This is a genomic window from Klebsiella sp. CB_Kp196 (assembly GCF_040061575.1).
In the GTDB taxonomy this organism is placed as follows: domain Bacteria; phylum Pseudomonadota; class Gammaproteobacteria; order Enterobacterales; family Enterobacteriaceae; genus Klebsiella; species Klebsiella michiganensis.
This window is the reverse complement of the sequence record NZ_JBEAFH010000056.1, coordinates 96,006-117,659: the sequence shown is the minus strand read 5'-3', so window position 1 is coordinate 117,659 and position 21,654 is coordinate 96,006. Positions and strand designations below refer to the sequence as shown.

Sequence of the window (21,654 nt, the reverse complement as noted above, 5' to 3'; positions counted from 1 at the left end):
CGCCGCTATCCGGAGAAGTTAGCGAGATTATTCGCCTTCTTCAGAGGCTTCCTGAGGAGGGATATCGTTATACCAGCTATCCAGCTTCTGCCGTAGTTTATCCACGCCCTGCTTCTTCAGGGAAGAAAACGCTTCGACCTGCACATCTCCGTTAAAGGCGGTGACCGCTTCACGAACCATGGCGATCTGCGCTTTTCGCGCGCCGCTGGCCAGCTTATCGGCTTTGGTTAGCAGCACCAGTACCGGGATATCGCTTTCCACCGCCCATTGGATCATCTGCTGATCGAGATCTTTAAGCGGATGACGAATATCCATCAACACAACCAGTCCTTTCAGACAGAGGCGTTTCTCCAGATATTCACCCAGCGCGCGCTGCCACTTGATTTTCATCTCTTCCGGAACCTGGGCATATCCATAGCCCGGCAGGTCGACCAGGCGCTTGCCTTCAGCGACTTCAAACAGGTTAATAAGCTGCGTACGGCCTGGCGTCTTCGAAGTACGCGCGAGGCTTTTCTGGTTAGTCAGCGTGTTCAGCGCGCTGGATTTCCCGGCGTTAGAGCGGCCAGCAAAGGCCACTTCAATACCGGTATCGGCAGGAAGATGGCGGATATCTGGCGCGCTAGTGACAAAATGCGTCAGTTGATAATTCCAGTTGGTCAAGACGGTCGTCTCCGTTAAATCAGGCTTTGACGGGGATTATACCTGAACAACAGAAAAAGGCTGTTTTTACCGCACCTCATCGCTGTAAGTTAAAACCACAGTCTTTGTGAGACATTGGCTATTGGTTATATGAGAAATTCATGAGAAAAGTCTGATTAAAAATAATACAAAGTTATATAAATCATTGCGTTAAAATGAAAGAAAATTCTGAAACTCGTTTTTTTTCTGTACAGTCGGTTGTAGGTTTCCCGCAAACCAGTAAAGTAGCGGTCAAGGGCGAGGATGCTAACAGGATTATGACTCAGGATGAGGAGTCAGGAAGCGCCAGGAGGCGAGGACTACGGATTGTCAGGATGACAAACGTCTGGAGACGTTTTAAAAGGAAATGGATGTAACAGGGATCGTTGGTAGCTAAAGGAAAGACAGGGTGTGTCGTTAGCTAACATGGAAAGTAGAAGCCCATTAAGGGTTGTCAGTGCGGAAAAAGGCGACAGAGTAATCTGTCGCCTTTTTTCTTTGCTTGCTTTCTGCTAGATTCCGCCTCAATTCTATACTGAAGAAAACGGCCTGAAGATTACACAACATGAAAAAACCGACATCCGTACCTCGCGGCAAAAAAAATCGCAAAACGCGTGAAGAATTGAACCAGGAAGCCCGCGAGCGCAAGCATCAGAAGAAGCATCGTGGCCACGCGGCAGGAAGTCGTGCGACCGGCGGCGACACCGCTTCAGCAGGTAAAAAACAAGGTCAGCAGCAAGATCCCCGAATTGGCAGTAAAAAACCAATCCCGCTGGGCGTAACTGAGAATGCTCCGGCGATTAAGCAGCATAAACCAAAGAGCGAGAAACCTATGCTTTCACCGCAGGCTGAGCTGGATTTGCTGGAGAACGATGAGCGCCTGGACGCGCTGCTGGAACGTCTGGAAGAGGGCGGTACCCTGAATGCTGAAGAGCAAGCCTGGGTTGACGCTAAGCTGGATCGTATTGATGAGCTGATGCAGCAGTTGGGCCTCTCATACGATGATGACGAAGATGAAGAAGAGGAAGAAGAGCGCAAAGAAGATATGATGCGCCTGCTGAAGGGTGGAAACTAACGTTTGCACCCCATCGGATTCCCGGTCCTGCTTATAACCCTTCTGGTTATATGTTATCTGCTGTGGTTATTCGTTAAACTACGACGGTTGTCGCGGCGTCAGAAATGGCTGCGCAACCGGCTCATTACCCGCGGTGCGGTTGGGCCGGGGCGGCGTACCCGCCGACGGTACCATCGGAAGGAGTGAGCATGTCTGTGCAGTTAATCGACTGGGATCTGGCCCTGATCCAGAAATATAACTATTCCGGGCCGCGTTATACTTCGTATCCCACCGCGCTGGAGTTTTCTCCAGAATTTGGCGCCGCTGAATTTGATGCGGCGGTAGCCCGCTATCCGCAGCGTCCCCTCTCGCTGTACGTGCATATCCCGTTTTGCCATAAACTCTGCTATTTCTGCGGCTGCAACAAAATCGTCACCCGTCAGCAGCATAAGGCCGACCAGTATCTGGATGTGCTTGAGCAGGAGATTATTCATCGCGCGCCGCTTTTTGCTGGCCGCAAAGTTAATCAGCTGCACTGGGGCGGCGGTACGCCAACCTATTTAAACAAGGCGCAAATTAGTCGTCTGATGGGGCTGCTGCGTACCCATTTCAATTTTAACGCGGATGCAGAGATCTCCATTGAGGTTGATCCGCGCGAAATCGAACTCGATGTCCTGGATCATTTACGCCTCGAAGGCTTTAATCGCCTGAGTATGGGCGTGCAGGACTTCAACAAAGAAGTGCAGCGCCTGGTGAACCGCGAGCAGGATGAAGCGTTTATCTTCGCGCTACTCAACCACGCGCGCGATATCGGCTTTACCTCTACCAATATCGACCTGATTTACGGTCTGCCGAAGCAAACGCCGCAGAGCTTCGCGTATACGCTACAGAAAGTGGCGGAGCTCAACCCCGATCGTCTGAGCGTATTCAACTATGCGCATCTGCCAACGCTCTTTGCTGCGCAGCGCAAAATCAAAGACGCCGATCTGCCTTCTGCAGAACAGAAGCTGGACATTCTTCAGGAGACGATTGTTTCGCTGACGGCCGCGGGATATCAGTTTATCGGCATGGACCACTTTGCCCGTCCGGATGATGAGCTGGCGATAGCCCAGCGTGAAGGTATCCTGCATCGTAACTTCCAGGGGTATACCACCCAGGGAGACACCGATCTGCTGGGGATGGGCGTCTCGGCGATCAGCATGATTGGCGATTGCTATGCGCAGAACCAGAAAGAGCTGAAGCAGTATTATCAGCAGGTTGATGAAACCGGAACGGCGCTGTGGCGCGGTATTGCGTTGACGCGCGATGACTGCATTCGTCGCGACGTGATTAAGGCGCTAATTTGTCACTTCCGTCTCGACTTCGCTGCGGTAGAAGCGCAGTGGGATCTTACCTTCGATAGCTACTTTGCCGACGATATGAAATTGCTGGCACCGCTGGCCAAAGATGGGCTGGTGGAGGTGGATGAGAAGGGCATTCAGGTGACGCCGAAAGGCCGGCTGCTGATACGCAATATCTGCATGTGTTTTGATACGTATCTGCGCCAGAAAGCGCGGATGCAGCAGTTTTCCCGCGTGATATAAAGCATACCCCCACTCCAGGAAGGAGCGGGGGTATTATCAGCTAAACAGCCCAACCATCGCCGCGCACAGAACGGCAGCTACCGCCGTCTGCGGCGTATGACCCGCTGCAACACCGCTCGATATAATATTAATAAATGATTCAAGCATGATTTCTCCCCCGTCTTTCCGGGCAAGATCATACTCAACGCATGGCAACAGTAAAGTACAAAATAGCAGCAGTTTGCGCTGGATGACTATTTTTTACTCGCCGCCGCGCTGCTACTCCATTCCCAGCTCTTTTAGCTTACGCGTCAGGGTATTACGACCCCAGCCCAGCAGGCGAGCCGCCTCTTGTTTATGCCCCTGCGTGTGGCGTAACGCGGTGGTCAGCAGCGTGCGCTCCATCTCCGGCTGCGCTTCCGAGAGCAGGTTTTGATGACCGGAACGCAAAGCGCGATCGGCCCATTGCCCCAGCAGCGTGGCCCAGCTATCCGGCAGCATTTGCGTCGGGTTATCCGGTATCGCCGTTTCAAACAGCTCGCTGGGAAGATCCTGCGTCAGAACCTCCTGACCTGCGGCCATTACCGTCAGCCAGCGACAGGTGTTTTCCAGCTGACGTACGTTGCCCGGCCATGCCAGTCGGGTTAACGCCATCTCCGTCTCCGGATGCAGCTGTTTGGCCTCGACGCCCAGCTCACGGGCGGCGATTTGCAGGAAATGTCTCGCCAGTCGCGGGATATCTTCCCGACGCTCGCGCAGCGGCGGCAGATGGACGCGAATCACGTTCAGGCGGTGGAATAAATCCTCGCGGAATTTTCCTTCCTGGACGCGCAGCTCAAGGTTCTGGTGGGTGGCGGCAATAATGCGTACATCCACCTTCACCGGCGCATAGCCCCCCACGCGATAAAACTGGCCATCGGCCAGTACGCGCAGCAGACGTGTCTGTACGTCCAGCGGCATATCGCCGATCTCGTCGAGGAACAGCGTGCCGCCGTCTGCCTGCTCGAATCGCCCCTGGCGCACGGTATTGGCGCCGGTAAAGGCCCCTTTCTCGTGGCCAAACAGTTCTGACTCAATCAGATCTTTCGGAATGGCCGCCATATTTAGCGCGATAAACGGCGCCTTGGCGCGCGGGCTGTGGCGGTGGAGAGCGTGGGCAACCAGCTCTTTACCGGTACCGGACTCGCCGTTGATCAGTACGCTGATTGATGAACGCGACAGGCGGCCGATAATGCGGAAGACGTCCTGCATGGCCGGCGCTTCGCCGATGATATCGGCCGTTGGGCTATTAATCGGCGCATTACGCGGCTGCTGCTGTTCCTGGTAATGGCTAATGGCACGATCAACCAGCGCCACCGCTTCATCGATATCAAACGGTTTTGGCAGATAATCAAAGGCGCCCTGCTGATAGGCGCTGACCGCCGCGTCAAGATCCGAATGCGCCGTCATTATGATGACCGGGAGCATTGGATGGCGCTGTTTAATTTGCTTTAGCAGCGCCAGTCCGTCCATTCCCGGCATGCGGATATCAGACAGCAGCACATCCGGGGTTTTGGTCGTGAGGGCATCAAGCACCTCGTTGCCGCTTTCAAACGTCGTACAACTTAAGCCTGCCCCGGTGAGCGCGCGTTCAAGCACCCAACGGATGGAGCTATCGTCGTCAACGATCCATGCTATCCCTCGTTGCATAAACACCTCTACTTCCGAATAGGCAGGTACACCGAGAATTCGGTATGCCCTGGCCAACTGGTAAATTCAATTTTGCCGGAGTGCTGATCGATAAGGCTGCGGGCGATAGACAGCCCGAGCCCGGTGCCGCCTTCGCGCCCGCTCACCATCGGATAAAACAGCGTATCCTGTAAGTGAGACGGTATTCCCGGACCGTTATCTTCAACGTCGATACGCGCAGCGAGGCGGTAGCGCACGCCGTGCAGGGTTAACTGAAAGGCCGTACGGGTGCGCAGAGTGATTTCGCCGCCCTCCGGTCCCAGAGCCTGCAGCGCATTACGGACGATATTCAGCAGCACCTGTTCAATTTGGTCCGGGTCGTGCGGCAGTTCTGGCAGGCTGGGGTCATAGTCGCGAACCAGCTTGACGTTATCCGGCAGCTCCATCGACACAAGCTTTACCACCCGCTCAGCGACCTTGTGGATGCTTTCTGTTACGTGCATTCCGGGATGCTGTGGTCCCAGCAGACGGTCAACCAGATTTCTTAACCGATCGGCCTGTTCAATAATGACTTTGGTATATTCCATTAGCGCAGGATCGGGCAGCGCTTTGCTCAGCAGCTGTGCCGCGCCGCGCAGACCGCCCAGCGGATTTTTAATCTCGTGGGCCAGGCCACGCACTAAGTCGCGAGCGGCAATCTGCTGTGCGTGCTGTAGCTGCTCCTGGCTCAGACGGCGCTGATTATCCATCGGCGCCATTTCCAGCAGGATATAGCCTTCAGGCAGGCGTTGCGCCGTCAGGGAAAGGATGTGCGAGCGGCCATCAATGACCAGCGTCACTTCGTTATCGGTAAACCCTTGACCCGCAGCGAGGCTCTCCTGCATGAGGCCGATATTCAGCGAGAAATAGCTCAACAGCTCCGGCAGCGGCGTGCCGAATAATTTACGCGAACTTTGCGCCAGCAGCTGCTGCGCCGCCGGGTTCGCGTAATGCACCGCCAGGTCGTCATCGACCAGTAAGATACTGTTGATTAAAGAGTTAAGGATCTGCCCAGCATCGGGCAGTGTGCCTGTTGCCATTCGACAGTCTCCTGAAAATGAGTGCACTATTTTAGTGCAGTATAGCTTTTTATGTATAAAAAGCTCATGAGATCAGCGTGTTGGTGGAGAAAAAAGCCCATCCTGAGATGGGCTGAAAGTTTCCACGGCAACAAAACATCCTTGGTATCCCACGCCACAACACGGAATACCGCGGATTTACAGCAAAATTAGACGCTGTAGTACAGCTCGAACTCAACCGGGTGCGGAGTCATACGTACGCGGTCGTTTTCTTCAATACGCAGGGCGATGTAAGCATCGATAGCGTCGTTGGTGAATACGCCACCGGCGGTCAGGAATTCACGGTCTGCGTCCAGCGCGTTCAGTGCTTCTTCCAGAGAACCTGCAACCTGTGGGATCTCTTTCGCTTCTTCCGGCGGCAGATCGTACAGGTTTTTATCCATGGCTTCGCCCGGATGGATTTTGTTCTTGATACCGTCAAGGCCAGCCATCAGCAGCGCAGCGAAGCACAGGTACGGGTTAGCCGCCGGGTCCGGGAAGCGAACTTCGATACGGCGCGCTTTCGGAGAGGTGACAACCGGAATACGGATAGACGCGGAACGGTTACGGGCAGAGTAAGCCAGCATAACCGGCGCTTCGTAACCCGGGACCAGACGCTTGTAGGAGTTGGTGGTCGGGTTAGCCAGGGCATTAATCGCTTTAGCGTGTTTGATAACGCCGCCGATGTAGTACAGCGCTTGTTCAGACAGGCCTGCGTATTTGTCGCCAGAGAACAGGTTTACGCCGTTCTTGGAGAGGGACATGTGGCAGTGCATACCGGAACCGTTATCGCCAAACATCGGTTTTGGCATGAAGGTCGCGGTTTTGCCGAAACGGTGTGCGACGTTGTGCACAACGTATTTGTAAATCTGAATTTCGTCCGCTTTTTTGGTCATGGTGTTAAAGCGGGTAGCGATTTCGTTCTGACCCGCAGTCGCCACTTCGTGGTGGTGAGCTTCAACAACCAGGCCCATCTCTTCCATGATCATACACATGGTGGAGCGGATATCCTGAGAGGAGTCTACCGGCGGAACCGGGAAGTAACCGCCTTTCACGCCCGGACGGTGGCCTTTGTTGCCGCCTTCGTATTTGGTGGAGGAGTTCCATGCGCCTTCGATATCATCGATAGCAACGTGGGAACCGGAGATGGACGCACCAAAACGGATGTCGTCGAACAGGAAGAATTCTGGTTCTGGCCCGAACAGTACGGTGTCAGCCAGGCCGGTAGAGCGCAGATACTCTTCAGCGCGCTTAGCAATGGAGCGCGGGTCACGGTCATAGCCTTGCAGCGTGCCGGGTTCCAGGATGTCGCAGCGGATGATCAGCGTCGGTTCTTCATAGAACGGATCGATCAGCGCGGTAGTTGCATCCGGCATCAGGACCATGTCGGATTCGTTAATACCTTTCCAGCCGCCAATCGAGGAGCCATCAAACATTTTGCCTTCTTCGAAGAATTCGGCATTTACCTGATGAGAAGGAATAGTAACGTGCTGTTCTTTACCTTTGGTATCGGTGAAGCGCAGATCGACAAACTTCACTTCATGCTCGTTCAGCATCGTCAAAACGTGTTCAGCGGACATACTTAAACTCTCCCGGATTGGTCATTGTCGTCGTGGAAACGAAAACTTTTTAACTACGAAAAGTGGCGTTGTTGCCTTAAAAAATATAAAGCGAAATCTGTGCCAACTTTTAAATTGCCCCCAAAAGGCGTTATCATGCACATCATCGTGCAAAAGGGCTGCACCAAAATGAATGCATTGCACCAATATAGTGCATTTGTGTGAACATTGGGCACTTATTTGGTGCAATTGACCTTTAATAACCCTTTTAACGCTCCGTGAAAGCGATCACAAAGAATCTCTGCAATACTTGTTTGCGGAGGATGTTTGTGATCCTGTTTTGTACTGCGATTAATCCGTGTACAATAACGCGCTATTTCTAATGCCTGAGGCAAAGTTGTGATCGAAAATTTGCGTAATATCGCCATCATCGCGCACGTTGACCATGGTAAAACTACCCTGGTTGATAAGCTGCTACAGCAATCCGGTACGTTCGACGCGCGTGCCGAAACTCAAGAGCGAGTGATGGACTCCAACGATTTGGAGAAAGAGCGCGGGATTACCATCCTGGCTAAAAACACCGCTATCAAATGGAATGACTACCGTATCAACATCGTTGATACCCCAGGGCACGCCGACTTCGGTGGTGAAGTTGAACGTGTCATGTCCATGGTTGATTCCGTTCTGTTGGTCGTTGATGCAATGGATGGTCCGATGCCGCAAACGCGCTTCGTGACCAAAAAAGCCTTTGCTCATGGCCTGAAGCCAATTGTTGTTATCAACAAAGTTGACCGTCCGGGCGCGCGTCCTGACTGGGTTGTCGATCAGGTATTCGACCTGTTTGTTAACCTCGACGCTACCGACGAGCAGCTGGACTTCCCTATCGTTTACGCTTCTGCGCTGAACGGTATCGCGGGTCTGGATCACGAAGATATGGCTGAAGACATGACGCCGCTGTATCAAACCATCGTCGATCGCGTACCGGCACCGAACGTTGACCTTGATGGCCCGCTGCAGATGCAAATCTCCCAGCTGGACTACAACAACTACGTTGGCGTCATCGGCATCGGCCGCATCAAGCGCGGTAAAGTGAAGCCGAACCAGCAGGTCACTATCATTGATAGCGAAGGCAAAACCCGTAACGGTAAAGTCGGTAAAGTTCTGACCCATCTGGGCCTTGAGCGTATCGAGAGCGACGTCGCAGAAGCTGGCGATATTATCGCGATCACCGGTCTGGGCGAACTGAACATCTCTGACACCATCTGCGATACGCAGAATGTTGAAGCGCTGCCGGCGCTGTCCGTTGATGAGCCGACCGTCTCTATGTTCTTCTGCGTTAACACCTCGCCGTTCTGTGGTAAAGAAGGTAAGTACGTTACCTCTCGTCAGATCCTTGACCGCCTGAACAAAGAGCTGGTACATAACGTCGCGCTGCGCGTTGAAGAAACGCCGGATGCAGACGCATTCCGCGTTTCTGGCCGTGGTGAACTGCACCTGTCCGTTCTTATCGAGAACATGCGTCGTGAAGGTTTCGAAATGGCGGTTTCCCGTCCGAAAGTTATCTTCCGCGAAATCGATGGCCGTAAGCAAGAGCCGTTCGAAAACGTCACGCTGGACGTTGAAGAGCAGCACCAGGGTTCTGTGATGCAGGCGCTGGGTGAGCGTAAAGGCGATCTGAAAAACATGAATCCAGATGGCAAAGGCCGCGTACGTCTCGACTACGTGATCCCAAGCCGTGGTCTGATCGGCTTCCGTTCAGAATTCATGACCATGACCTCCGGTACCGGTCTGCTGTACTCCACCTTCAGCCACTACGACGACGTTCGTGCGGGTGATGTGGGTCAGCGTCAGAACGGTGTTCTGATCTCCAACGGCCAGGGTAAAGCGGTTGCGTTCGCACTGTTCAGCCTGCAGGATCGCGGTAAGCTGTTCCTGGGCCACGGCGCAGAAGTTTACGAAGGCCAGATTATCGGTATTCACAGTCGTTCTAACGACCTGACGGTAAACTGCCTGACCGGTAAGAAACTGACCAACATGCGTGCGTCCGGTACTGACGAAGCAACGGTTCTGGTTCCGCCGGTTAAGATGACCCTGGAGCAGGCTCTGGAGTTCATCGATGACGACGAACTGGTAGAAGTCACCCCGACTTCTGTCCGTATCCGTAAACGTCACCTGACCGAGAACGACCGTAAACGCGCGATGCGCGGTGCGAAAGAAGATTAATTAACGCTTTTTTCTGCTATCTGAACCCTGCCTCAATGGCAGGGTTTCTTTTTTGTACAAAGCCCTGCCGCCCGTAGTCAAACTCCCCCTTTCCCGCTACAGTTAATTTTCCACGGTGCAAAAGGAGAGGACCATGCTCTATATCTTTGATTTAGGTAATGTGATTGTCGATATTGACTTCAACCGGGTGCTCGGGACGTGGAGTGATTTAACGCGCATTCCACTTGCGACGCTGCAGCAGCATTTCACCATGGGCGAAGCGTTCCACCAGCATGAGCGCGGTGAAATCAGCGACGAAGATTTTGCGGCGGCGATGTGCCATGAAATGAACATGTCGCTAAGCTACGAGCAATTCTCCCACGGCTGGCAGGCGGTTTTCGTTGCCCTGCGCCCGGAGGTTATCGCGATTATGCAAAAATTACGCGAGCAGGGGCATCGCGTTGTGGTTCTGTCCAACACGAACCGTTTGCATACGACTTTCTGGCCGGATGAGTACCCTGAGATACGCGCCGTTGCTGATCATATCTATCTTTCTCAAGAGATGGGGATGCGTAAACCGGAAGCGCGGATCTATCAGAGCGTCCTCGACGCTGAAGGTTTCGCCGCTGACGATACGGTCTTCTTCGATGATAACGCGGACAATATCGCCGGGGCTAACCAGCTTGGCATAACCAGTATTCTGGTGACCGGGAAGGAAACCATCCCCAACTACTTTGCTAAACTGCTATGCTAAAAACCGTTCATCAAAAAACAACGCGCCATCTGCGGCCGCTGGTCGCCTGGCTAAAGCTGTTATGGCGGCGTATTGATGAAGATAATATGACGACCCTGGCAGGCAATCTTGCCTACGTGTCGTTACTCTCCCTTGTGCCGCTGATTGCCGTCGTGTTCGCGCTGTTCGCGGCATTTCCGATGTTTTCTGATGTCAGTATTCAGATTCGCCACTTTATTTTCGCCAATTTCATTCCGGCAACCGGAGATGTCATTCAGGGCTATATTGAGCAGTTTGTCGCCAACTCCAGCCGGATGACCGCCGTGGGCGCTTTCGGCCTGATTGTGACATCGCTGCTGCTGATGTATTCGATTGATAGCGCGTTGAACACCATCTGGCGCAGTACCCGAACCCGGCCCAAAACCTACTCCTTTGCGGTTTATTGGATGATCCTTACCCTGGGGCCGCTGCTGGCGGGGGCCAGCCTGGCGATCAGCTCCTATCTCCTGTCGTTACGCTGGGCCAGCGACCTGAATAGCGTGATTGACGATGTGCTGCGTATTTTTCCGCTCATTTTATCCTGGGTGGCATTCTGGCTGCTTTACAGCATTGTGCCGACGGCCGAGGTGCGTAACCGCGATGCGATAATCGGTTCCCTGGTCGCGGCGCTGCTCTTTGAGGCGGGTAAGAAAGCTTTTGCTTTATATATCACTGCGTTCCCGTCATATCAGCTGATTTATGGCGTGCTTGCCGTGGTGCCTATTTTGTTTGTCTGGGTGTACTGGACGTGGTGTATCGTCTTGCTTGGCGCTGAAATTACTGTCACTCTCGGTGAATACCGCAAACTGAAAAAAGAAGAAACAGAACAATCATGATTGCATTAATTCAACGCGTATCCCGAGCTAGCGTTACCGTGGAGGGTGAAGTGACGGGCGAAATCGGCCCCGGGCTTCTGGTGCTGTTAGGCGTCGAGAGAGACGATGATGAGCAAAAGGCGAACCGCCTGTGCGAGCGCGTGCTGGGATACCGTATTTTTAGCGATGCTGAAGGCAAAATGAATCTGAACGTGCAGCAGGCTGGCGGCAGCGTGCTGGTGGTTTCGCAGTTTACGCTGGCAGCCGATACCGAACGCGGGATGCGTCCTGGTTTTTCGAAAGGGGCTGCACCGGATAAAGCGGAAGCGCTGTACGAGTATTTCGTTGAGCGCTGCCGCCAGCAGCAAATGAATACGCAGACCGGGAGATTTGCTGCCGATATGCAAGTTTCTCTGGTGAATGATGGTCCCGTGACCTTTTGGTTGCAGGTATGAGCCAGCTTCCGGGCAGGCTGCGGGTAACAAAAGAGAGTACAGCTATGTATCACCTTCGTGTACCGCAAACAGAAGAAGAGTTAGAGAGCTACTACCAGTTCCGCTGGGAGATGCTGCGTAAGCCGCTGCATCAGCCGAAAGGGTCCGAGCGCGATGCGTGGGATGCGATGGCGCACCATCAAATGGTGGTCGATGAAGAGGGCAATCTGGTTGCCGTCGGGCGGCTGTATGTGAATGCGGAAAACGAAGCTTCTATCCGTTTTATGGCCGTCCATCCGTCAGTACAGGATAAAGGGCTGGGAACCCTGATGGCGATGACGCTGGAGTCCGTCGCCCGTCAGGAAGGCGTTAAGCGCGTGACCTGTAGCGCCCGCGAAGATGCAGTGGAGTTCTTCGCTAAGCTCGGTTTTGTGAACCAGGGCGAAATCACGACGCCGACGACCACGCCGATCCGTCATTTTCTGATGATTAAGCCGATAGCCTCGCTGGACGATATTTTACATCGCGGCGACTGGTGCGCTCAGCTGCAGCAGGCCTGGTATCAGCATATCCCTCTCAGCGAGAAAATGGGCGTGCGCATTCAGCAGTATACCGGGCAAAAGTTTATCACCACCATGCCGGAAGCCGGTAACCAGAACCCGCACCATACGCTGTTCGCCGGCAGCCTGTTTTCTCAGGCAACGTTAACCGGCTGGGGGCTTATCTGGCTGATGCTGCGTGAGCGGCATCTTGGCGGCACAATTATTCTTGCCGATGCGCATATCCGCTACAGTCAGCCTATTAGCGGACGCCCCAGCGCCGTTGCCGATCTTGGCTCGTTAAGCGGCGATCTTGACCGGCTGGCGCGAGGCCGCAAAGCGCGCGTTCAGCTGCAGGTTGAGCTATTTGGCGACGAGCGGCTGGGCGCGGTTTTTGAGGGTATCTATATTGTTCTTCCCGCGAAACCGTTCGGCCCCTATGAAGAGGGCGGTAACGAAGAGGAGTAGTCTCCCTTTATGCTTAACTATCGGCCTGGTGTTTTAACCCGCCAGGCGATATCTCTCATCGCGCTGCCGGCCGCCGGGCTGATGCCGCCCAGCTGAAAGAAGCCGTGAATCACCCCGAGATAACGCTGACAGGTGCAGTCAACGCCCTGCTCAAGCAGGCGCTGGTAAAGCGCTTCGCCTTCATCACGCAGAGGGTCGTATTCCGCAGTCAGAATATGCACCGGCGGTAAGCCGTGAAAGTCTTTACGCCACAGCGGGCTGGCTTCCGGATGGTGGAGCGCCGTCGCGGAAAGGTACATTTCATAGCCGCTGAGCAGGGTATCTTCGGTGATGATGTAATCTTTACCGTTATCGATATAGCTCTTCATGCTGGCGGTGGCGTCCAGCATCGGGTAAATCAAAACCAGCTGCGCGGGTTGCCAGGCCTGCGTTGTTTTGAGCCGCAGGGCGGTCACTAATGCCAGGTGTCCCCCGGCGCTGTCGCCAGCCAGCGTAATACGGGAAGCGTCGATGCCTAACTGCTCCGCGCGGCGGTGAATAATCAGCGCGCCTCTCTCCGCATCGTCATGGGCGGTAGGGAAAGTATGCTCCGGCGCCAGCCGGTATTGCACGGCGATAACGCGGCAGCCGCTGTGGTATGCCAGCTGGCGGAGCTGATGGTCATGCGTGGCGAAACCGCCGCTGATAAAGCAGCCACCGTGGAAATAGATAATGGCAGGCAGTGCGCCGGAAGCGTTAAGGGGAGATACAACGCGAAATGCCATGCCGTCGAGCTCGATATCTTCTACCTGAACGCGCTTTTCCTGTTCCCCAGCCAGTACCGTACTGGCGAGATAGCCGCGTCTCCGGTCATCAATATTCTGTTCGCGCGATGAGGGGCGGCCCGCATCGATAAATTCCCGCACCAGCTCTGCGATACCCTTTTCAAGCGCCATTTTTCATTCCCTTAAGCTGTTTGGATATACAGTGTTATAGCCTGATTGTGAGCAAAAGAAAACCGGGGATTTTCGTCGGGAAGTGATTCTGGAAAGCGGCTCGCAAAACCAAAGATTTTGCCGGCATACCGGGAGTGTTTACACCATTATCAATGGTGAGCCGGGCAGCAGGCGCCGCCCGACATGATGCCTGCCGTTATTCCCCTTCGCCAGGGAACAGGAACGGGTTGATGGAGCTGCGGGCGAAGCCCTCTTGTTCCATCCGTGCGTCCAGTACCAGCGAGGCGAGGTCGTCGGCTACGGCCTCCACTTTTGGGTCTTTTTCCTGATAGAGAATCTTCAGGTAGGTACCGCAGTCGCCGCAGGTTTCGGCTTTAATCGCCGACTGCTCGTTATCCAGTGACCAGTAGTGCAGATCGCGCGTCTGTTCGCAGTTGCTGCACTTCACGCGCACCACGTGCCATTCGGTTTCGCACAGGTTGCAGTGCAGATAGCGCAGGCCCTGTGTGGTACCAATTTGCACCATGCTGGAGACCGGCATCGAGCCGCAAACCGGGCAGAACTGACGCTGTTCACCATATTCAGCGCGGGCCTTTCCGGGGATCAGGCTGGCCATCTGCGCCCAATAGAGCGAAAGCGCGGCCCAGATAAACGGAGCTTTATCGCTGCTGACAGAGGCAAAATCTGACGCAAACAGCGCGCTTGCCATCAGTTCCAGCTCCTGCTCGGAGGCTTTTTCCAGATTCTCGATGACCGCCAGCGCCGGGCCGCTCATCTCCGGCTTCAGTTCGGCAATCAGAGAATGCAGCAGCTTGTGCCAGTGCTTATCGCGCGGCAAAACGTGGATATCCAGCGGCGGTTTACCCTGGTCGTTCGCTTCTTTGATGCGCGCGGTGAGATCCATCTGCAGCGGATGGTCGTACAGCACCACTTCCTGCGCGTGGGCGATAAGCGCGGCAAAGCGCAGGTAATCACCCAGCGGGTTATTTTCAGCCAGTTCGCGCAGGCGTTCGGCGCGACGGTTATATAAATTTTTGAGCCGGGGAAACAACAACGGCGGGATCATATCCGTCGCGCGTTTCTCGCTCTTTTCCAGCTCATCTTGCGGGATGATACGAATGCTCATTCAGTCACTTCCTGGTTTCAGCAGATTCGGCGATGGTCGCATCCGCTCTGCGATTTGGCGGGCATCATGCGCCCGCTCTGGTGATGTTATTAATGATAACCGCAATCGGCATACGGGATATACCCACGACATCGCAATGTGTGCGCTACGATACCTGATATCGATACCCCCGACTATGCACCGTTAGGATTAGCTGCCCTGCGCCATGGCTTGAGCGAAACGGGAAACGTGCCGCTCCCGCCTGCGGCGCACTCTGGCTAACGTTGTCAAAACAGCGCGTTATCCGCAAAAAAATGGCGTCGATATACGACGCCATTTCAGAGACGAACAACGCGCTCGGGCCTACGACTGGCGCTTATCCTGCTTTTCGCGGACTTCACGATACCAGCGCGGGTGATGTTTCTTCGCCCAGGTCTTCGTAACCCAGCCTTCCACCATCGCGGTAATGGTGCCCTTCACCCACAGCGCAGCGTAAATATGCACCATGATCACCACAATCAGCGCCACCGCAGAGAAGGAGTGCAGCATCAGCGCGAAGCGGATAACCGGGATGGAGAAGGCCGGCGCAAAGTACGGACGCCAGATGATCACGCCGCTCACCAGCAGCAGCACCAGGAAGATAATCGCCGCCCAGAACACGCATTTCTGGCCGAAGTTATAGCGCCCGGTGTCGCCCACTTCCTCGTTGACGACAATCTTGCGAATATTTTTCGCCCAGAAAATATCGTCCCGGTTGATCAGGTTGTGGTGCCAGTAGCGGAAGAACATGATGATGAACGAAGCAAACATAATCACGCCCACGAACGGGTGCAGAATACGCGCCAGCTGCGGGGTGCCCATGATTTGCATCAGCCAGTTGAAGGACGGGAAGAAAAAGCCCAGCCCGCTCACCGCCGCCAGCACGAAGCAGAAGGCGGTGACCCAGTGGTTGATTCGCTCCGGCGCGGTGTAGCGCACGATGGTGTCACGTCTTTTCATTTGCGCACCTCGTCTTTCTCTTCATCCAGATTGTCCTCTTCCTCTTCCGCGCGGTTCGGACCGACGCCGACGTAGTGGAAGATGCTGGCGGCGAAGGTGGCCGCAAAGCCGACCGCCGCGAGAGGCTTCCAGATCCCTTTCCAGAACTTAACCGTGGCGCTGATTTCCGGGTTCTCCGGCAGGCCGTGGTACAGATTCGGCTTGTCGGCGTGGTGCAGCACGTACATCACGTGCGTGCCGCCAACGCCTGCCGGATCGTACAGGCCCGCGTTGTCGTAACCGCGGGTTTTCAGCTCGGCGACGCGCTCGCCCGCCAGCGTTTTCATATCCTCTTTGGAGCCAAAGTGGATAGCACCGGTTGGGCAGGTTTTCACGCATGCCGGCTCCTGGCCAACGTTAACGCGGTCCACGCACAGTGTACATTTGTAGACGCGGTTATCTTCCGGGTTCAGGCGCGGCACGTTGAACGGGCAGCCGGCGATGCAGTAGCCGCAGCCGATGCACTGCTCGGACTGGAAGTCGACGATGCCGTTGGCGTACTGAATGATTGCCCCTTCCGCCGGGCAGGCCTTCAGGCAGCCCGGGTCGGCGCAGTGCATACAGCCGTCCTTACGGATGAGCCACTCCAGTTTGTCGTTCTGCTCCACTTCCGAGAAGCGCATCACGGTCCAGGATTTGGCGGTCAGGTCGGCGGGGTTATCGTACACCCCGACGTTGTGACCGACTTCATCCCGGATGTCGTTCCACTCGGAACAGGCCACCTGGCAGGCTTTACAGCCGATACAGGTGGTGACGTCGATAAGCTTCGCCACCTCTTCCTGATGGTCCCGCGCTCGGGGCGCGGGGGTGAAGCCGTTAGTCGCGGAACGACGGATAATGTCTTGCGATTGATAAGCCATAATTCGTCTCCGTTACGCCTTTTCCACGTTCACGAGGAAAGCCTTGAACTCCGGCGTCTGCGTGTTCGCATCACCAACAAACGGCGTCAGGGTATTGGCGATAAACCCTTTCTTCGCCACGCCTTCGTAGCCCCAGTGAATCGGAATACCGATAGTATCGATATCCTTACCGTCCGCTTTCAGCGTGCGAATACGCTTGGTCACCACCGCCTTGGCTTTGATATAGCCGCGGTTAGAGGAGACCTTCACGGTATCGCCATGGGCGATGCCGAGCTTGTTCGCCAGCTTCTCGCCGATCTCCACGAACTGTTCCGGCTGCGCGATGGCGTTAAGCAGCGCGTGCTTGGTCCAGTAGTGGAAGTGCTCGGTCAGGCGGTAAGTAGTACCGACGTAAGGGAATTTCTCCGCTTTGCCCATCTGCTCAAGGTCGCCTTTAAAGACGCGAGCAGCCGGGTTAGAGACCACGTTCGGGTGCAGCGGGTTGGTGCCCAGCGGCGTTTCAAACGGCTCGTAGTGTTCCGGGAACGGCCCTTCCGCCATCTTATCGATAGCGAACAGACGCCCCATCCCTTCCGGCTGCATGATAAACGGCCCGACATCGCTGTCCGGCGCCGCGGCGCTGTAGTCTGGAATATCCACGCCGCCCCACTTCGCGCCGTCCCATTTCAGGAGCTGGCGCTTCGGATCCCACGGTTTACCCTGCGGGTCCGCGGAGGCGCGGTTATACAGAATGCGGCGGTTAAGCGGCCACGCCCATGCCCAGCCCAGCGTATTGCCGAGGCCCGATGGATCGGCGTTATCGCGACGCGCCATCTGGTTGCCGTCAGGCGTCCAGCTACCGGCGAAGATCCAGCAGCCGCTGGAAGTCGTGCCGTCGTCACGCAGCTGCGCAAACGAGCTGAGCTGCTGGCCTTTCTTGACGATCACCGCCCCGGTTGCCGGGTCGGTAATGTCTGCCAGCGCCTTGCCGTTGCTCTCCATCGCTACTTCTTCCGACGCTGGTTCATGCGGCGTGGCGTAGTTCCACGTCATGTTCAGCACCGGTTCCGGCGCCGGTCCGCCCTGTTCGGCGTACATCTTGCGCAGGCGTAAGAAGATACCGGCGAGGATCTCACCGTCGGTGGTCGCAATCCCCGGGGCGTCCGCGCCTTTCCAGTGCCACTGCAGCCAGCGGCCGGAGTTAACGATAGAACCGTTCTCTTCGGCGAAGCAGGTGGACGGCAGGCGGAACACTTCGGTCTGGATTTTCGCCGGATCGACGTCGTTCGACTCCCCGTGGTTTTGCCAGAAGGTGGAGGTTTCGGTGTTGAGCGGGTCGATGGTCACCAGGAACTTAAGCTTCGACAGCGACGCGACAACCTTGTTTTTGTTCGGGAACGACGCTACCGGGTTGAAGCCCTGGCAGATATAGCCGTTCACTTTGCCCTGGTTCATCATCTCGAAATATTGCAGGACGTCGTAGCCCTTATCCCACTTCGGTAGCCAGTCAAAGCCCCAGCTGTTTTCCGCCGTGGCTTTATCGCCAAAGAAGGCCTTCATCATTGAGACGAAGAATTTCGGGTAATTACCCCAGTAGTTCACCTGGTCCTTCAACAGCGGTTTCGGCGTGTTGGCGGCGAGGTAGGTTTGCAGGTCAGTCTGTTTCTCGCTCGGCAGCGTCATATAGCCAGGCAGGCTCTGCGACAGCAGTCCCAGGTCGGTAAGACCCTGAATATTGGAGTGGCCGCGCAGGGCGTTTACGCCGCCGCCCGCCATGCCCATATTGCCGAGCAGCAGCTGGATCATCGCCATGGTGCGGATGTTCTGCGCGCCGATGGAGTGCTGCGTCCAGCCCAGCGCGTAGAGGAACGAGGCGGTTTTATCGTGCGCGCTGGTTTCCGCGATGTACTCGCAGACTTTGAGGAAGTCAGCTTTTGGCGTTCCGCAGATGTTTTCGACAACTTCTGGTGTATAGCGGGAAACGTGCTGCTTCAGCAGGTTCCAGACGCAGCGCGGATGCTGCAGCGTGGTATCGCGTTTGGCAAAGCCGTTTTCATCCAGCTCATAGTTCCAGGACGTTTTATCGTACTTGCGGGCTTCGGCGTCGTAGCCGCTGAACAGACCGTCTTCAAAGCTGTAATCCTCACGCACGATCAGGCTGGCGTTGGTGTAAGCCTCGGTATATTCACGGTTAATTTTTTCGTTGTTCAACAGGTACAGGATGACGCCTGACAGGAAGGTAATGTCAGTACCGGAACGAATTGGGGTATAGAAATCAGCTACCGCCGCGGTACGCGTAAAGCGCGGATCGATCACAATCAGCTTCGCGCCGTTGCGAATCTTGGCTTCCATCGCCCAGCGGAATCCAACCGGGTGAGCTTCAGCGGCGTTGCCGCCCATCACCACGACGAGATTGGCGTTCTTGATGTCGACCCAGTGGTTGGTCATCGCACCGCGACCAAATGTTGGAGCAAGACTTGCTACCGTTGGTCCGTGTCAGACGCGCGCCTGGTTGTCGACCGCGAGCATACCGAGCGCGCGGGTAAATTTCTGGGTTAAATAACCGGTTTCGTTACTGGAGGCGGAGGCGCACAGCATACCGGTGGTCAGCCAGCGGTTGACGGTGGTGCCTTCGCTATTCTGCGCGACAAAGTTGGCGTCGCGGTCCTCTTTCATCAGCTTAGCGATGCGATCGAACGCTTCATCCCAGCTGATTTTCTGCCATTTATCAGAGCCTGGCGCACGGTATTCCGGAAATTTCAGGCGACTTTCGGAATGGATAAAGTCCACCAGACCGGCCCCTTTAGGGCAGAGCGCGCCACGGTTGACCGGATGGTCCGGGTCACCTTCGATATGGAAGATAGACGCTTTGGCATTTTTTGCGCCGTCGCCGAGGCTGTACATTAACAGCCCGCAGCCAACGGAACAGTAAGTGCAGGTGTTACGGGTTTCGCGGGTGCGCAGCAGCTTGTACTGCCGTGTTTCCGCGAGCGCTAAACCGGGCGCAAAGCCCAGCGCCGCTGCCGTGGTTCCTGCCATACCGCCAGCGCAGATCTTAAAGAACTGCCTTCTGCTGACCTGCATGGTTCGCTCCTTGTTTCGACATTGTCACGTATAGTTATTTGCTTTGCGGTAAGGGCCGCAAAGGTTCAGAATTGGGGGTAATTTCCCTCGTTCCCGAAGGGATATAAACAGAATACCACATTGTGTGTATGCCTGTTCCAATACGGTTAAGACAAAGTGAACAAGAAGCCTCTTGAACAAATCGAAAATGTGACAGATATCACAGGTTATCGCCAGGTATCGCTCTGGAAGCGCCAAAATTTGCAACATCCTCAGCCAGACGAGTTAGCTGAAGAGGTACCCGTTGCGCTGGTTTATAATGGCATCTCGCACGTGGTGATGATGGCGACGCCGAAAGACCTGATGCAGTTCGCCGTCGGCTTTTCCTTATCCGAAGGGATTATCGAAAACCGGGGCGAGATTTATGGTATGGACGTCGTTCAGGCCTGTAACGGCCTGGAAGTGCAAATCGAACTCTCCAGCCGCCGCTTTATGGGACTGAAAGAGCGCCGTCGCGCGCTGGCCGGACGCACCGGCTGCGGCGTATGCGGCGTTGAGCAGCTCAACGATATCGGGAAGCCCGTGCAGCCGCTGCCCTTTACCCAGACGTTCGATCTGGCGAATCTCGATCGCGCGCTGGCTCACCTGCATGATTTTCAGCCGATAGGCCGCCTTACCGGCTGTACTCACGCCGCGGCCTGGGTAAGTCCTTCCGGCGAGCTCGCGGGCGGCCATGAAGACGTGGGTCGCCACGTGGCGCTGGACAAGCTCCTGGGACACCGCGCGGAATCAGAAGGCGCCTGGCAGAACGGCGCGGCGCTGGTCTCCAGCCGCGCCAGCTATGAAATGGTGCAGAAGGCGGCCATGTGCGGGGTGGAAATCCTCTTTGCGGTCTCTGCCGCGACTACGCTGGCGGTTGACGTCGCCGGGCGCTGCAACCTGACGCTGGTGGGATTCTGCAAGCCGGGCAGGGCGACCGTTTACACGCATCCGCAGCGGTTAATCGCGGGTTAAATTTAAGTCAGTTTTTTTGAATGATGACAACAAATCCTTCCGCTTTTTGTTTGGCGATGTGAGGGCTACTATTTATCACATCAAGGCACGGCGCCTTATTCAAACAACTAACGTAAAGGGTTTATATCATGAAAAGCATCAAAACTTTTGTCGCAGTTATCGCTCTGGCCGCTTCTTTTGGTTCTTTCGCTGCGGAAACCGTGACCGCGACCGCCGCAACGATGGACGGTGCGGAAGCGAAAATCGCCGCTCAGGCCCAGGCTGCTGGCGCTTCATCTTACAAAATTACCGAAGCGTTTACCGGTAACCGCGTGCACATGACTGCGGAACTGAATAAATAAGCGTAAAGCTACTGTCGAAAGAGCGCCCAAGGGGCGCTTTTTTTGTGTCTGAGATTTATTCCCAGGGGGGCTTAACGCAGGTGCCTTTGCCGTGAGGGGCGGCGATATCAGAATCAAAACAGGCTGAATGCAGCTTTACGCGTTGGTCCCTGCAAGAAGGCAGACAACAGATGAGAAAGCCGTGGACCTTCCTGACGCAAAAAAATGCGCTATTTATCACATTTCTGTCTTTTCATCATCGCTGGGTTTATGGGAGAAAACAGGCAGCCCACCCGCACAATTATCGCTTCAAGCAACTTAATGATCTTAAAGAAAATAAAAAGATAATTGTTAAGACGATCTCATTTTATAAAAGAGATATGCATCACAAAAAATGAGGAAATAAACCCACTGTCAATATTAGGCTCGGAGGAATTTATCAGCATATTGTGATCTCTATTGCAAATAACGGTCTTGAACTCAGGGAAAAAT

Annotated in this window: 19 protein-coding genes; 9 read left to right on the top strand and 10 right to left on the bottom strand. The window is 55.1% G+C overall.

Annotated features, from left to right (window positions below; translation table 11 throughout):
* Positions 1 to 27: 27 nt before the first annotated feature.
* Positions 28 to 660, bottom strand: a complete 633-nt coding sequence (gene yihA, locus ABLU87_RS20525) for a ribosome biogenesis GTP-binding protein YihA/YsxC (protein WP_025106524.1) — start codon at positions 658 to 660, stop codon at positions 28 to 30.
* Between the two features lie 583 nt (positions 661 to 1,243).
* Here yihA and yihI point away from each other — a divergent pair.
* Both yihI and hemN read left to right on the top strand, forming a co-directional pair.
* A complete protein-coding gene (yihI, locus tag ABLU87_RS20520; protein WP_122117490.1) occupies positions 1,244 to 1,753 on the top strand; it encodes a Der GTPase-activating protein YihI in 510 nt (169 codons plus the stop codon).
* Positions 1,754 to 1,941: 188 nt separating this feature from the next.
* Complete coding sequence (hemN, locus tag ABLU87_RS20515; RefSeq protein ID WP_064358695.1) at positions 1,942 to 3,315, top strand: oxygen-independent coproporphyrinogen III oxidase; 1,374 nt, start codon at positions 1,942 to 1,944, stop codon at positions 3,313 to 3,315.
* 36 nt (positions 3,316 to 3,351) lie between these two features.
* Here hemN and ABLU87_RS20510 read toward each other — a convergent pair whose 3' ends face one another.
* From ABLU87_RS20510 to glnA, 4 genes are all read right to left on the bottom strand, one after another.
* Positions 3,352 to 3,462 carry a YshB family small membrane protein gene (locus ABLU87_RS20510; RefSeq protein ID WP_004855828.1) on the bottom strand — a complete coding sequence of 37 codons (111 nt, stop codon included), beginning with the start codon at positions 3,460 to 3,462 and terminating at the stop codon, positions 3,352 to 3,354.
* A gap of 111 nt (positions 3,463 to 3,573) precedes the next feature.
* Entirely contained in the window at positions 3,574 to 4,983 is a 1,410-nt protein-coding gene (gene glnG / locus ABLU87_RS20505) for a nitrogen regulation protein NR(I) (RefSeq protein ID WP_004107350.1), read from the bottom strand.
* Between the two features lie 8 nt (positions 4,984 to 4,991).
* Positions 4,992 to 6,041 carry a nitrogen regulation protein NR(II) gene (glnL, locus tag ABLU87_RS20500; protein WP_004127098.1) on the bottom strand — a complete coding sequence of 350 codons (1,050 nt, stop codon included), beginning with the start codon at positions 6,039 to 6,041 and terminating at the stop codon, positions 4,992 to 4,994.
* Between the two features lie 188 nt (positions 6,042 to 6,229).
* Entirely contained in the window at positions 6,230 to 7,639 is a 1,410-nt protein-coding gene (glnA, locus tag ABLU87_RS20495) for a glutamate--ammonia ligase (RefSeq protein WP_004127100.1), read from the bottom strand.
* Between the two features lie 378 nt (positions 7,640 to 8,017).
* Here glnA and typA point away from each other — a divergent pair, with 378 nt between their 5' ends.
* The 5 genes from typA (at position 8,018) to fabY (ending at position 12,848) form a co-directional block, all read left to right on the top strand.
* Positions 8,018 to 9,841, top strand: coding sequence for a ribosome-dependent GTPase TypA (gene typA, locus ABLU87_RS20490; protein WP_004127103.1), 1,824 nt, complete (start codon positions 8,018 to 8,020; stop codon positions 9,839 to 9,841).
* A 133-nt stretch (positions 9,842 to 9,974) separates the two neighbouring features.
* The gene (gene yihX / locus ABLU87_RS20485; RefSeq protein ID WP_102803631.1) at positions 9,975 to 10,574 is read left to right on the top strand and encodes a glucose-1-phosphatase; all 600 of its coding nucleotides are present in this window, start codon (positions 9,975 to 9,977) and stop codon (positions 10,572 to 10,574) included.
* Positions 10,568 to 11,428: a virulence factor BrkB family protein gene (locus ABLU87_RS20480; protein ID WP_004127107.1), complete on the top strand. Its 861-nt coding sequence runs from the start codon at positions 10,568 to 10,570 to the stop codon at positions 11,426 to 11,428. The genes yihX and ABLU87_RS20480 overlap by 7 nt, the downstream gene beginning before the upstream one ends.
* The gene (gene dtd, locus ABLU87_RS20475; RefSeq protein ID WP_014227372.1) at positions 11,425 to 11,862 is read left to right on the top strand and encodes a D-aminoacyl-tRNA deacylase; all 438 of its coding nucleotides are present in this window, start codon (positions 11,425 to 11,427) and stop codon (positions 11,860 to 11,862) included. Before ABLU87_RS20480 ends, dtd begins: the two co-directional genes overlap by 4 nt.
* Before the next feature lie 44 nt (positions 11,863 to 11,906).
* Complete coding sequence (fabY, locus tag ABLU87_RS20470) at positions 11,907 to 12,848, top strand: fatty acid biosynthesis protein FabY (RefSeq protein WP_009652900.1); 942 nt, start codon at positions 11,907 to 11,909, stop codon at positions 12,846 to 12,848.
* A gap of 17 nt (positions 12,849 to 12,865) precedes the next feature.
* Here fabY and ABLU87_RS20465 read toward each other — a convergent pair whose 3' ends face one another.
* The 5 genes from ABLU87_RS20465 to fdnG form a co-directional block, all read right to left on the bottom strand.
* Entirely contained in the window at positions 12,866 to 13,783 is a 918-nt protein-coding gene (locus ABLU87_RS20465) for an alpha/beta hydrolase (protein WP_122117488.1), read from the bottom strand.
* A 196-nt stretch (positions 13,784 to 13,979) separates the two neighbouring features.
* Positions 13,980 to 14,909: a formate dehydrogenase accessory protein FdhE gene (gene fdhE, locus ABLU87_RS20460; protein ID WP_004132861.1), complete on the bottom strand. Its 930-nt coding sequence runs from the start codon at positions 14,907 to 14,909 to the stop codon at positions 13,980 to 13,982.
* Between the two features lie 342 nt (positions 14,910 to 15,251).
* Positions 15,252 to 15,887 carry a formate dehydrogenase cytochrome b556 subunit gene (gene fdoI, locus ABLU87_RS20455; protein WP_004107380.1) on the bottom strand — a complete coding sequence of 212 codons (636 nt, stop codon included), beginning with the start codon at positions 15,885 to 15,887 and terminating at the stop codon, positions 15,252 to 15,254.
* On the bottom strand, positions 15,884 to 16,786 hold the full coding sequence (fdxH, locus tag ABLU87_RS20450; protein WP_014227375.1) for a formate dehydrogenase subunit beta: 903 nt from the start codon (positions 16,784 to 16,786) through the stop codon (positions 15,884 to 15,886). The genes fdoI and fdxH overlap by 4 nt, the downstream gene beginning before the upstream one ends.
* A 12-nt stretch (positions 16,787 to 16,798) precedes the next feature.
* The gene (gene fdnG, locus ABLU87_RS20445) at positions 16,799 to 19,849 is read right to left on the bottom strand and encodes a formate dehydrogenase-N subunit alpha (RefSeq protein ID WP_014837000.1); all 3,051 of its coding nucleotides are present in this window, start codon (positions 19,847 to 19,849) and stop codon (positions 16,799 to 16,801) included.
* Positions 19,850 to 20,005: 156 nt separating this feature from the next.
* Here fdnG and fdhD point away from each other — a divergent pair, with 156 nt between their 5' ends.
* Together fdhD and ABLU87_RS20435 are read left to right on the top strand one after the other, a co-directional pair.
* Entirely contained in the window at positions 20,006 to 20,842 is an 837-nt protein-coding gene (gene fdhD / locus ABLU87_RS20440) for a formate dehydrogenase accessory sulfurtransferase FdhD (protein ID WP_014227378.1), read from the top strand.
* Between the two features lie 128 nt (positions 20,843 to 20,970).
* Entirely contained in the window at positions 20,971 to 21,183 is a 213-nt protein-coding gene (locus ABLU87_RS20435) for a YdgH/BhsA/McbA-like domain containing protein (protein ID WP_004127125.1), read from the top strand.
* Positions 21,184 to 21,654 lie beyond the last annotated feature (471 nt).

What these genes read in the sequence shown, in the direction of transcription:
- glnL (WP_004127098.1), bottom strand. Translation starts at nt 6,041, where the DNA reads ATGGCAACAGGCACACTGCCCGATGCTGGGCAGATCCTTAACTCTTTA.
- fabY (WP_009652900.1), top strand. Translation starts at nt 11,907, where the DNA reads ATGTATCACCTTCGTGTACCGCAAACAGAAGAAGAGTTAGAGAGCTAC.
- fdxH (WP_014227375.1), bottom strand. Translation starts at nt 16,786, where the DNA reads ATGGCTTATCAATCGCAAGACATTATCCGTCGTTCCGCGACTAACGGC.
- fdhE (WP_004132861.1), bottom strand. Translation starts at nt 14,909, where the DNA reads ATGAGCATTCGTATCATCCCGCAAGATGAGCTGGAAAAGAGCGAGAAA.
- yihI (WP_122117490.1), top strand. Translation starts at nt 1,244, where the DNA reads ATGAAAAAACCGACATCCGTACCTCGCGGCAAAAAAAATCGCAAAACG.
- fdoI (WP_004107380.1), bottom strand. Translation starts at nt 15,887, where the DNA reads ATGAAAAGACGTGACACCATCGTGCGCTACACCGCGCCGGAGCGAATC.
- ABLU87_RS20465 (WP_122117488.1), bottom strand. Translation starts at nt 13,783, where the DNA reads ATGGCGCTTGAAAAGGGTATCGCAGAGCTGGTGCGGGAATTTATCGAT.
- yihX (WP_102803631.1), top strand. Translation starts at nt 9,975, where the DNA reads ATGCTCTATATCTTTGATTTAGGTAATGTGATTGTCGATATTGACTTC.
- ABLU87_RS20435 (WP_004127125.1), top strand. Translation starts at nt 20,971, where the DNA reads ATGAAAAGCATCAAAACTTTTGTCGCAGTTATCGCTCTGGCCGCTTCT.
- ABLU87_RS20510 (WP_004855828.1), bottom strand. Translation starts at nt 3,462, where the DNA reads ATGCTTGAATCATTTATTAATATTATATCGAGCGGTGTTGCAGCGGGT.
- ABLU87_RS20480 (WP_004127107.1), top strand. Translation starts at nt 10,568, where the DNA reads ATGCTAAAAACCGTTCATCAAAAAACAACGCGCCATCTGCGGCCGCTG.
- glnA (WP_004127100.1), bottom strand. Translation starts at nt 7,639, where the DNA reads ATGTCCGCTGAACACGTTTTGACGATGCTGAACGAGCATGAAGTGAAG.
- dtd (WP_014227372.1), top strand. Translation starts at nt 11,425, where the DNA reads ATGATTGCATTAATTCAACGCGTATCCCGAGCTAGCGTTACCGTGGAG.
- hemN (WP_064358695.1), top strand. Translation starts at nt 1,942, where the DNA reads ATGTCTGTGCAGTTAATCGACTGGGATCTGGCCCTGATCCAGAAATAT.
- glnG (WP_004107350.1), bottom strand. Translation starts at nt 4,983, where the DNA reads ATGCAACGAGGGATAGCATGGATCGTTGACGACGATAGCTCCATCCGT.